17 protein-coding genes are annotated in these 10492 nt (G+C 67.8%); 5 read left to right on the top strand and 12 right to left on the bottom strand.

Features of this window, described 5'->3' with window-relative positions; all coding sequences use genetic code 11:
* From rpsC to rpsJ, 8 genes are all read right to left on the bottom strand, one after another.
* The coding region (rpsC, locus tag ACWF94_RS13390; protein ID WP_453487480.1) for a 30S ribosomal protein S3 at nt 1–778 on the bottom strand (778 nt) is incomplete at its 3' end.
* Nucleotides 778–1125 carry a 50S ribosomal protein L22 gene (rplV, locus tag ACWF94_RS13385; RefSeq protein ID WP_026290933.1) on the bottom strand — a complete coding sequence of 116 codons (348 nt, stop codon included), beginning with the start codon at nt 1123–1125 and terminating at the stop codon, nt 778–780. The genes rplV and rpsC, both read right to left, overlap by 1 nt.
* Before the next feature lie 52 nt (nt 1126–1177).
* Nucleotides 1178–1459, bottom strand: coding sequence for a 30S ribosomal protein S19 (rpsS, locus tag ACWF94_RS13380; RefSeq protein ID WP_453487479.1), 282 nt, complete (start codon nt 1457–1459; stop codon nt 1178–1180).
* 12 nt (nt 1460–1471) lie between these two features.
* Nucleotides 1472–2308 (bottom strand): 50S ribosomal protein L2, encoded by an 837-nt coding sequence (rplB, locus tag ACWF94_RS13375; RefSeq protein WP_453487478.1) that lies wholly within the window; start codon nt 2306–2308, stop codon nt 1472–1474.
* 38 nt (nt 2309–2346) lie between these two features.
* Nucleotides 2347–2670: a 50S ribosomal protein L23 gene (rplW, locus tag ACWF94_RS13370; protein ID WP_453487477.1), complete on the bottom strand. Its 324-nt coding sequence runs from the start codon at nt 2668–2670 to the stop codon at nt 2347–2349.
* Nucleotides 2670–3329, bottom strand: a complete 660-nt coding sequence (gene rplD, locus ACWF94_RS13365; RefSeq protein ID WP_453487476.1) for a 50S ribosomal protein L4 — start codon at nt 3327–3329, stop codon at nt 2670–2672. The genes rplW and rplD overlap by 1 nt, the downstream gene beginning before the upstream one ends.
* 5 nt (nt 3330–3334) lie before the next feature.
* Entirely contained in the window at nt 3335–3979 is a 645-nt protein-coding gene (gene rplC, locus ACWF94_RS13360) for a 50S ribosomal protein L3 (protein WP_453487475.1), read from the bottom strand.
* 14 nt (nt 3980–3993) lie between these two features.
* A complete protein-coding gene (gene rpsJ / locus ACWF94_RS13355) occupies nt 3994–4302 on the bottom strand; it encodes a 30S ribosomal protein S10 (RefSeq protein ID WP_003948644.1) in 309 nt (102 codons plus the stop codon).
* Between the two features lie 594 nt (nt 4303–4896).
* On the opposite strand from rpsJ, the gene ACWF94_RS13350 reads away from it, so the two are divergent.
* Nucleotides 4897–5154 (top strand): type II toxin-antitoxin system VapB family antitoxin, encoded by a 258-nt coding sequence (locus ACWF94_RS13350; protein ID WP_453487474.1) that lies wholly within the window; start codon nt 4897–4899, stop codon nt 5152–5154.
* 16 nt (nt 5155–5170) lie between these two features.
* Here the strand turns inward: ACWF94_RS13350 and ACWF94_RS13345 are convergent, their stop codons facing one another.
* The 4 genes from ACWF94_RS13345 to ACWF94_RS13330 all read right to left on the bottom strand — a co-directional run bounded on the left by ACWF94_RS13345 (nt 5171) and on the right by ACWF94_RS13330 (nt 7768).
* The gene (locus ACWF94_RS13345) at nt 5171–5758 is read right to left on the bottom strand and encodes a Uma2 family endonuclease (protein ID WP_453487473.1); all 588 of its coding nucleotides are present in this window, start codon (nt 5756–5758) and stop codon (nt 5171–5173) included.
* 316 nt (nt 5759–6074) lie between these two features.
* Entirely contained in the window at nt 6075–6434 is a 360-nt protein-coding gene (locus ACWF94_RS13340) for a hypothetical protein (protein WP_453487472.1), read from the bottom strand.
* 255 nt (nt 6435–6689) lie between these two features.
* Complete coding sequence (locus ACWF94_RS13335) at nt 6690–6899, bottom strand: DUF397 domain-containing protein (protein WP_453487471.1); 210 nt, start codon at nt 6897–6899, stop codon at nt 6690–6692.
* Entirely contained in the window at nt 6896–7768 is an 873-nt protein-coding gene (locus ACWF94_RS13330; protein WP_453487470.1) for a helix-turn-helix domain-containing protein, read from the bottom strand. Before ACWF94_RS13330 ends, ACWF94_RS13335 begins: the two co-directional genes overlap by 4 nt.
* A gap of 156 nt (nt 7769–7924) precedes the next feature.
* Here ACWF94_RS13330 and ACWF94_RS13325 point away from each other — a divergent pair, with 156 nt between their 5' ends.
* From ACWF94_RS13325 to ACWF94_RS13310, 4 genes are all read left to right on the top strand, one after another.
* Nucleotides 7925–8530: an ATP-binding protein gene (locus tag ACWF94_RS13325; RefSeq protein WP_453487469.1), complete on the top strand. Its 606-nt coding sequence runs from the start codon at nt 7925–7927 to the stop codon at nt 8528–8530.
* Between the two features lie 142 nt (nt 8531–8672).
* A complete protein-coding gene (locus tag ACWF94_RS13320) occupies nt 8673–9230 on the top strand; it encodes a helix-turn-helix domain-containing protein (RefSeq protein ID WP_453487468.1) in 558 nt (185 codons plus the stop codon).
* A 7-nt stretch (nt 9231–9237) separates the two neighbouring features.
* Nucleotides 9238–10119 carry a hypothetical protein gene (locus tag ACWF94_RS13315; protein WP_453487467.1) on the top strand — a complete coding sequence of 294 codons (882 nt, stop codon included), beginning with the start codon at nt 9238–9240 and terminating at the stop codon, nt 10117–10119.
* Between the two features lie 38 nt (nt 10120–10157).
* Complete coding sequence (locus ACWF94_RS13310) at nt 10158–10457, top strand: hypothetical protein (RefSeq protein WP_453487466.1); 300 nt, start codon at nt 10158–10160, stop codon at nt 10455–10457.
* The last annotated feature ends 35 nt before the right edge of the window (nt 10458–10492 follow it).

Genomic DNA, 10492 nt, shown 5'->3' with positions numbered 1-10492 from the left:
CCTCGGACGCGGCACTCTGCTGCTGCGGCTTACGGCCTCGGCCGCCCCGCTCGCCACCGCGGCCACCACGGCCGGCGGGACGGTCGGAACCGCCACCACGGGCCGGACGGTTGCCGGCGCGGGCCGCGGCGTTCTCGGCGCGGACCTCGGCGATGTTCTTGACGTCGCCCTTGTAGATCCAGACCTTCACACCGATACGGCCGAAGGTCGTCTTGGCCTCGAAGAAGCCGTACTCGACGTTCGCGCGGAGCGTGTGCAGCGGCACCCGGCCCTCGCGGTAGAACTCCGAGCGGGACATCTCGGCGCCGCCGAGACGGCCACCACACTGGATCTTGATGCCCTTGGCGCCCGCCTTCATCGCCGACTGCATGCTCTTGCGCATGGCACGGCGGAAGGAGACACGGGAGGACAGCTGCTCGGCAACGGCCTGGGCCACGAGCTGAGCGTCGACCTCGGGGTTCTTGACCTCAAGGATGTTCAGCTGGACCTGCTTGCCGGTGAGCTTCTCCAGGTCGCCGCGGATGCGGTCGGCCTCGGCGCCACGGCGGCCGATGACGATGCCGGGACGCGCGGTGTGGATGTCCACCCGCACGCGGTCACGGGTGCGCTCGATCTCCACCTTGGAGATACCGGCGCGCTCCATGCCGGACGTCATCATCCTGCGGATGGCGACGTCTTCCTTGACGTAGTCCTTGTACAGCTTGTCGGCGTACCAGCGGGACTTGAAGTCCGTGGTGATGCCGAGCCGGAACCCATGCGGGTTAACCTTCTGGCCCATTACCGGGTTCCTTCCTTGCTGCTGACGACCACGGTGATGTGGCTGGTCCGCTTACGGATCCGGTAGGCACGGCCCTGGGCGCGCGGCCGGAACCGCTTCAGGGTCGGACCCTCGTCCACGTATGCCTCGCTGATGACCAGCGAAGAGGCGTCGGGGTGGTCGTAGTTGTGCGCGGCGTTGGCGATGGCGCTGTCCAGCACCTTGCCGACCGGCACGCTCGCGGCCTGCGGGGCGAAACGCAGGACCGCCTGGGCCTCCGTGGCGTCCATGCCACGGATGAGGTCCACCACGCGGCGGGCCTTCATGGGCGTGACGCGGATGTACCGCGCCTGGGCCCTGGCTTCCATGGTTGTCCCTTCAGTGTTCGTCACTCTTGTCGAAGTCATTTCGCACCCCGCCTCAGCGGCGCTTCGACTTGCGGTCGTCCTTGACGTGGCCGCGGAAGGTGCGGGTCGGCGAGAACTCGCCGAGCTTGTGGCCGACCATCGACTCGGTGACGAACACCGGGATGTGGATCTTGCCGTTGTGCACCGCGATCGTGTGGCCCAGCATCGCCGGGACGATCATCGAGCGTCGGGACCAGGTCTTGATGACGTTCTTGGAGCCTGACTCGTTCTGTACGTCCACCTTCTTGATGAGGTGTCCGTCGACGAAGGGCCCCTTCTTGAGACTGCGCGGCATCTGAACCCGCTCCTAGCGCTTCTTGTTCGTCTTGCGGCGGCGGACGATGTACTTGCTGCTCGCCTTCTTGGGAGAGCGCGTACGACCCTCCTTCTGACCCCACGGGCTGACCGGGTGGCGTCCACCGGAGGTCTTGCCCTCACCACCACCGTGCGGGTGGTCGACCGGGTTCATCGCGACACCGCGGACGGTCGGGCGTACGCCCTTCCAGCGCAGGCGGCCCGCCTTGCCCCAGTTGATGTTCGACTGCTCGGCGTTGCCGACCTCGCCGATGGTGGCGCGGCAGCGGGCGTCGACCAGCCGGATCTCGCCGGACGGCATACGAAGGTGGGCCATGGTGCCCTCCTTCGCCAGCAGCTGCACGGAGGCACCCGCGGAGCGGGCGAACTTCGCGCCGCCGCCGGGCCGCAGCTCGATGGCGTGGATGGTCGTACCGACCGGGATGTTGCGCAGCGCCAGGTTGTTGCCCGGCTTGATGTCGGCGCCGGGGCCGTTCTCGACCCGGTCGCCCTGCGACAGTCCGCGCGGCGCGATGATGTAGCGCTTCTCGCCGTCCGCGTAGTGCAGCAGCGCGATGCGCGCGGTGCGGTTGGGGTCGTACTCGATGTGCGCGACCTTCGCCGGCACGCCGTCCTTGTCGTGACGACGGAAGTCGATCACTCGGTAGGCGCGCTTGTGGCCACCGCCCTGGTGGCGGACGGTCACACGACCGGTGTTGTTACGGCCGCCCTTGCTGTGCAGGGGGCGGACCAGCGACTTCTCCGGCGTGGACCGCGTGATCTCGACGAAGTCGGCGACGCTGGAGCCACGACGGCCCGGAGTCGTCGGCTTGTACTTGCGGATACCCATTTCTCAGTCCTCGTCCGATATCGGACCAGGGCACTCCGTTAGGAGGCCTGGCCGAAGATGTCGATTCGGCTGCTGCCCTCGGCAAGGGTCACGATGGCGCGCTTGGTGTTGGCGCGCTTGCCGAAACCGGTCCGGGTGCGCTTGCGCTTGCCCTGGCGGTTGATCGTGTTGACCCCGGCGACCTTGACCGAGAAGACCGCCTCGACGGCCTGCTTGATCTGGGTCTTGTTGGCGCGCGGGTCGACGATGAACGTGTACTTGTTCTCGTCCAGCAGCGCGTAGCTCTTCTCCGAGACGACAGGCTTGATCAGAATGTCGCGCGGATCCGAGAAGGTCTTGCTCGTGACGACGGTCTCGCTCATCAGGCGTCGCTCCCTTCGGTCTCGTTGTTCCGGCCAGCGGTGGCGCCGGACACGAAGGACTCGAAGGCGGCCTGGGTGAAGACCACGTCCTCGGAGCGGATCACGTCGTACGTGTTCAGCTGGCCCGGCTCCAGGAGGTGCACCTGGGGCAGGTTGCGGGCGGACAGCCACGCGGCCTCGTCGGCGCGCTCGACGATCAGGAGCGTGTTCTTGCGCTCCGAGATCTTGCCGATCAGCGTCCGGGCGGCCTTGGTGGAGATGCCGTCCTCGACCACGCCGGTGACGACGTGGATACGGGCGTTGCGGGCCCGGTCGGTGAGGGCACCGCGCAGGGCGGCGGCCTTCATCTTCTTCGGGGTCCGCTGCGAGTAGTCACGCGGCACGGGGCCGTGGACGACGCCACCGCCGGCGAACTGCGGGGCGCGGGTCGAACCCTGACGGGCGCGGCCGGTGCCCTTCTGGCGGTAGGGCTTCTTGCCGCCACCACGGACCTCGCCACGCGTCTTGGTCTTGTGCGTGCCCTGGCGGGCGGCGGCGAGCTGCGCGACGACGACCTGGTGGATCAGCGGAATGCTGACCTTGGCGTCGAAGATCTCGGCCGGAAGCTCGACGGTCCCGGTCTTGTCGCCCGCGGGCGACAGAATGTCAATGGTGCTCATAGTCCTCAGGCCCCCTTGGCCGCGGTGCGGACCAGGACCAGGCCGCCGTTGGGGCCGGGAACCGCGCCCTTGATGAGCAGCAGTCCCTTCTCGGCGTCAACGGCGTGAACGGTCAGATTCTGGGTGGTGACCCGCTCGTTGCCCATACGGCCCGCCATGCGGAGACCCTTGAACACACGGCCCGGGGTGGCACAGCCACCGATGGAGCCGGGAGAGCGGTGCTTGCGCTGGGTGCCGTGACCGGCGCCGAGGCCCTTGAAGTTATGACGCTTCATGACACCGGCGAAGCCCTTGCCCTTGCTCTTGCCCGTGACGTCGACCTTGACGCCGGACTCGAACACAGCGGCGGTGACCTCCTGGCCGAGCGTGTACTCGCTGGCGTCGGAGGTGCGGAGCTCCACCAGGTGGCGGCGGGGGGTCACGTCGGCCTTGGCGAAGTGGCCCTTGAGGGGCTTGTTCACCTTGCGAGGGTCGATCTCGCCGAAGGCGATCTGGACCGACTCGTAGCCGTCGGAGTCATTCGTACGGACCTGGGTAACGACACAGGGCCCGGCCTTGACCACGGTCACCGGGACGACACGGTTGTTCTCGTCCCAGACCTGGGTCATGCCGAGCTTCTCGCCCAGGACGCCCTTGATCTGCTTTGCCATCTCTTCCGCGCCTCTCAGAGCTTGATCTCGATGTCGACGCCGGCCGGAAGGTCCAGGCGCATCAACGAGTCAACGGTCTTGGGCGTCGGGTCGAGAATGTCGATCAGGCGCTTGTGCGTGCGCATCTCGAAGTGCTCGCGCGAGTCCTTGTACTTGTGCGGCGACTTGATGACGCAGTACACGTTCTTCTCAGTGGGCAGCGGCACCGGGCCCGCGACCGACGCACCAGTGCGGGTCACCGTCTCAACGATCTTCTTCGCCGATGAGTCGATGACCTCGTGGTCGTAGGCCTTGAGCCGGATGCGGATCTTCTGTCCCGCCATGGCTGCTTCGTAGTCCTGTCTCTTTGTTTAACGCCCTGGGACTCGGCGGGTCCCGTCTCTCTTCTCCGACCCACGCGGTCGGGCGTGTCGCACTCCCTCTACGCAGATATCCCGAAGGATTTCCCAGCCAAGGGTGTGCGGGTCCGACCCGCGTAATCGGGGGAAGAACTCCCACCGAGCGCCTGGCCGGTACCCCGCTGACACTTCCCGGAAGATTCCCGTACGTCCGCCCCAGCGCTGCCGTGCGGGCCTTTCGGCCTGTGGGGCAGTTGGGGCGACGAGTACTGTGGGACTCGCTTCCGGTCCTCCCGGCGGGAGGCGCGCAGCATCGGCACTCAACCGAGCAACCCCGGTAGTCTGCCACACGGGGCCAGGGCCTGGCCAATCGGGCCGTAGAGGCTACCCGGCGGGGTGCGTCTGTCAAACCTGCGGGGTGCGTGGGCCCGGCGGGGGCGGACTCGTCGGGGCGCGGTGCCGGTCCGGCGGGCCGCCGACGGGGTGAGCCGTGACCGCGCGCACTGTCGCCATTGCTCCCTCGGCCGCCCCCGACCGAGATCGCTGGTTACGGAGCGGAGTCGAGCGAAAATGCCTCGTATGTCCCGAGTCGTCGTTGACCTGGATGCCGAGCTGATCACGGAGGCCCTGCGCCTCTTCGGCACCACCTCCGCCGATGCGGCGGTGCGCGCGGCAGTGGATGACGCGGTGAAGCGGCGACTGCGCCGCGAGTTCCGCGACGCGATCCGCAGCGGTGAGCTGGACGTCAGCGAGATCGTGGATTCTACGGGTCCACGCCATCGGGACGGCTCCCTCAAGCGGAGGGCTCAGGGAGGGCGGGCGGAGGGCGCGGTGTGAGCGGGGGCCGGGGGCGCTAGGCGTAGCGCGGCAGGTTCTCGGTAGAGATCGTCCAGTCGCCGATGGCGATGTCCTCGCCGTACACGAAATCCTTGCGGGTGGCATACCGGGGGCCGCTGGGGGTCGAGTGGATGTCGGAGAGAACAGCGCCTTCGCCCGTGCGCGGATCGAAGATCACGTACACGGGGATGCCCAGCAGCGGATAGTCCCGCGCCTTGCTCACCCAGTCGTTGTCGGGATTCGAGCGGGAGACCACTTCGACGGCCGCGAAGAGAGTCCGGGGGTCGAAGGCGCCCTCGATCTCCATGTCAGCCTCGGCGATCACCATCACATCCGGGTGCCGCAGCACGCCTGCCGCGATGTCCTCGACATCCGGTGTCCCCGTGTGGGCCAGTATGCCGTCCGGCATGACCTTCTCCAGGCGACGGCTGACCCGGGCGGCGGTCAGCTCATGAGGCCCGCCGGGCGACGCCAGGTCGTGGACGATGCCTTCTCTCGTGATCTCCAGCTTTCCGGGCACGCTGTCCCGTACGCGCTCGATGGTGTCGCGCATGGCCAGGTATTGAAGCGTGTGGCGGCTCGCGTCGTTCGGGGCGATGACCATCGGGCTCGCTCCTCATCTCTGCAAACTGCTGGAGGGCTCACCGACAGGCTAGCGAGCATGACCGGACGCGCCCCGCCCCTGGAGATCTTGGGGCGGGGCGCGGTGGTTCAGCGGTCAGCGCGTGGACGCGTAGGCGGCGAAGGCCGAACAGGTGGTGGGCGAGACGGCCTCCTCAACCGCTGGCCCTGCAACCGCCGGTCAGCGGGAGCCGAAGCCTGTGTGACACGTGAAGAAGGCTGCGGCCGACCGGGGGCAGGGTCCGGGTGGTGCGGTGAGGGGCCGGGCCCGGCGCGAGGGTCGCGGGCGGCGTAGTCGCTTACACCGGGACGGTCCGGTAACTGTGCGCTGTCACCTCACCGAGAGTTTTGTGCTCTCCGGGGTTCACCCAGTTGTACTGGACTCCGCAATCCCAACCCAGGTAGAAGACGATTCTGCGCCCGGAATCCTTGACGTTCTTCGCTGCCCGTGCGCCATCGATGGACCTGAGGTCCGTGCAGGTGCTGCCGACGTCCTTTAGTTCGGCGGTTGGGCCCCAGGTGCCGCTGGGATACCGCCACGCGGTACCGATCGCCTCCTGGTCTCCGTTGCCGGTGGCACTGGCGGGGGCGGCAAGGGCCAGGGCGAGAGCTGCCGGGATCATGGCGAGCGCGGCGGTACGCCGGATGGTCCGTAACACGGTGTCCTCCATGGGTTCGGTCCGGCCATCCGCAGGTGGAGCGAACGCCCGCGTCACGGTCGGTCACACTGACCACACGAGTGTCGCAGGGGCACTGGTGTGACCACAGAGCCCGAACGGGCCAGATGAGATGGCTCCGAATCCCCTTCGTCGTGCCCGAATTCCTGGCCGCCACGACCCTTGCGCCGGAGGGCTCTGCCAATAGCCGACGCCCCGCCCCTGGAGATCTTGGGGCGGGGCGCGGTGGTTGAGCGGTCAGCGCTTGGAGGCGTAGGTGAGGAAGGCCGTCCAGGTGGCGGGCGGGACGGCGAGGCGGGGGCCGGCCGGGTTCTTCGAGTCGCGGACGTGCACGGTGCCGGGGGTGGTCGCGACCTCGACGCAGTCGTTCGGGTTGCTGCTGTCGCTGTAGCTGCTCTTGAACCAGACGAGCGCGTCACGGTCCCCGGCAGAGGTCTTGCGGATCATGTGTCTCCCAGCATTTGCTCGATGAAGGCCCGCGACTCCCCTGGAGTGAGAGCCTGGGCCCGGATGATGCCATAGCGCAGCTCAAGGACCCGGAGTTGCTTGGGATCGGAGACGGGACGACCGCTGAACTCGTCATCGGTACGACCGATCGCTGTACCGTCGCCGAACTTGAGCACCTGGATCTTCCCACTCGTTCCAGGGTGCTCCCAGCGGACAGTCGGCATCACCTGGATCTCGACGTTCCGCATCCGGCCCACCTCCAACAGGCGTTCGAGCTGCTGGCGTTGCACCATTGTGCCTCCGGCCGGGCGGCGCAGGGTCACCTCTTCCAGGACAAAGCTCAACTCGGGGGCGGGTGACCGATCGAAGACGGTTTGCCGAGCCATGCGAGCACCGACGGCACGCTCCAGCTCGTCGGGCGACAGGGCGGGCCGACGGGTCCCGAGCAGAGCCTGGGCATGCTCCTCGGTCTGCAAGAGGCCGTGCAGGTTGTGGTTGCCGTACGAGAGCAGCTCCACCGCCTTCGCCTCCAACCGTGCCAGATCCCGAACGCGTTTCGGATACCTGACCTCCGCCACATCCCGCTTCATCGCGGCGATCAGACCGCCCGCGCCCAGCACCTCGTCCGCCCTGTCCAGGTACTCCGGCCGGGGAATCCGCTTCCCGGCCTCGACCTTGTAGACAAGGTCCTCGCCGTACCCGATCGCGATTCCGAACTCGCCGACCCGCATTCCCGCCGCCTCGCGCCGCAGTCTGAGCTGACGCCCTACCGCCGCGATGACCGCCGCGCCCGACTCGTCGTCGGGGTCGACCTCCCAGCCGGGTTCGTCCGCCTCGCCGTTGGGCTGCTCCGTAACGTCCGCATCCACCCGTTCCACCTCCGATGTGCTGACCGTGATTGCACGGCCCCCTGCCCACACAACTCCTTGGACAGCCTGGACAGCACTGGACAAGCCCCGGACAGTAACCGTACGCAATCGTTTCGTCACTGGTCAGCGTAGGCAGGCGCGGCCACGCTGTGTGACGTGAACCACAAACTCCGCCAACTCGCGGCCCCCACACGTCGCTTCACGGTCCTGCTCTCCCCCTCGCCACGCGGTGCCCGCCTCGCGCGCATGCTGGCAACCGAGCAGTTGTGCTCCTGGAACCTGCCGTACGGCATGGCAGACACCGCAGCGCACATCGTCGCCGAACTCGCCACGAACGCGGCCACGCACGGCCGGGTGGCGGGCCGGGACTTCCGGCTCGCCCTGCATACGACGGAGCGGGAGCGGGCGCTGCGTATCGAGGTGACCGATACGCGTGACGGGCTGCTGCCCGGCACCCGTGCGCAGGCTCCGCCCGATGACAGCGAGTCGGGGCCGGGGCTGTTGCTGGTGGAGGTGCTCGCGGACCGGTGGGGGGTGACGCTCGGGCCGGTGCCGCGCAAGACGGTGTGGGCGGAGCTGGACCTCGTACCGGAGGCACCGGTACCGCTCGTACCGCAGCAGGGCGGATCGCGGCACGTGGCACCGGAGCACGGATATCCGGGTTCCGGAGACACCAGTGGTCTTTTCCAAGAAACGGAAGAGAAAGAACCCCACCAAACCCCACCCCTCCCGCCCACCAGGCCGTCTCACTCCCCTGGGTGAACATCACCAACTTGGGTGGCATTGGGCGGGGTTGGGTGCCATACGCTCGCGGCGACGGAGAACCGTAGACATGCGACGGCCCTCGCCGGGACTGGCATCCCAAATGCGAGGGCCTGACCACGCAGGAAGTTAGGGCTTCCCCATGGATACGCAGAACCTTAGCGCGCCCGCGCCCGCGCCGTACGGCGTGACGCACGCCAACACCCGCCACACGACCCGTTTCACGGTCATCGGCAACCACCTCGCCCAGCACACCGAGCTGTCGCTGCTGGCCATCGGGCTGGCCGTGCACATCCAGTCCCTGCCGACCGGGGCGCGGGTGGACATCAAGACCCTCGCCGCGCGATTCCCTGAGGGTGCGGACCGTATCGCCGGGGCCTTACGCGAGACCGATCCGCGCCTGCTGCTCTCCGCGCGGGACACCGAGCGCCTGACCCCTGGGGTCGCGGCCTGGCTGGAGCGCGAGGCGAGCCCGGACTCCGTGAGCCTCGCCCTGACCGCCGGCCTGCCACCCGAGGCACTGCGCCACCCGGCCGCCTTCCTCGCCCACCGGCTCACGGCGCGGCTACCTCCGCCGCCCCCGTTCCGTAAGCCTCCCGAAGCCCACCTGCCACTCCAGAACTGCGACCGCTGCGATCGGGCCTTCCGCGCGCCGGAACCGGGCGCGTGCCGTGGCTGTCGCTCCACCTCACACCCTTAGGAACCACATGGTCAGCTCACCCCACGAGGCGATGCATCGCATCTTCCAGGCGTATCCGGACCTGTTCACCGGGGTCTCCCGGGTGCTCGGTCTGGAATTCGCCTCACCGACGTCGGTCACGGTCCTGCCGACCGATCTCACCGAGGCGCGGCCCGTCGAACGCCGTGTCGACACACTGCTGCGATTCGAGACGGAGAAGGACGGCGCCTTACTTCTCGCGGTCGAGGCCCAGGGCAAGAAGGACGCGTCCAAGCCCGCGAGCTGGGCGTACTACCTGTCGTATCTGTTCACGAAGTACCGGGTTCCGCCGCTGCTGCTGGTGGTCTGCCAGGACCGCGCGACAGCGGAGTGGGCGGCCCTCCCTATCCATATCGGCCCCGAGCAGTGGCCCGCCCTCACCTTGCGCCCGCTGGTCGCGGGCCCGCACAACATGCCCGTCATCACCAACCCGGCCGAGGCCCGGAAGGACCTGGCACTGGCCACTCTGTCGGCGATTACGCACGCCGCTGATCCGGACGTCGGTGCCATACTGAAAGCACTGTCCACCGCACTGCGGGACACACCGGAAACCATCGCCGACCCCATCGTCGAACTGACCGCACAGGGCCTGGGCAACCGCCCGGCCGCACAACAGTGGAGGAACCTGGTGGCCGTGGACCTTTCTTTCTACAAGTCGCCGCTCTCGGAGGAAATCCGGGACGAGGGCCGGGCGGAAGTCATCCCCATCGTCGCTGATGGCATCCTGACCATTCTGGAACTGCGCGGCATCGACATCACCGATGACGTCCGCGAACGCATCACCACCTGCGAGGACCACGAGGCACTGCGCCGCTGGCAAACCCGCGCCGTCACCGCGCCAACTGCCGACGCCGTCTTCACAGACGCATAGCCACCGTCCGCATCGTGCCCTGGAGAAACCTGGTGACTGTGGAATCCACCATCCAAGAATTCCGCATTCTGGAAAAGATGCAGGACAGATGCCGTACGCGAGGCTGGCCAGAGGAGTGGGCGGAGGACTTCGCCAAAAGCTGGGCCCAAGGCTATTTGCAAGGCTATGTGCAAGGCCGTAGCGAGAGCATCCTGCTTCTCCTGGAGGCGCGCGGAGTCGACATCACCGACGATGCCCGTGAACACATCACCGGCTGCGGCGACCTCGACACCGTGCGCCGCTGGCAAACCCGCGCCGTCACCGCCACCACCGCCGAGGACATCTTCACCGAGGAGTAGCCGAGAGTGGGCCGGTCGCATACAGCCGACCGGCC

It is taken from the genome of Streptomyces sp. NPDC055078, assembly GCF_053607985.1.
The sequence above is the reverse complement of the archived record's forward strand: the minus strand, read 5'-3'. Positions and strand labels throughout refer to the sequence as shown.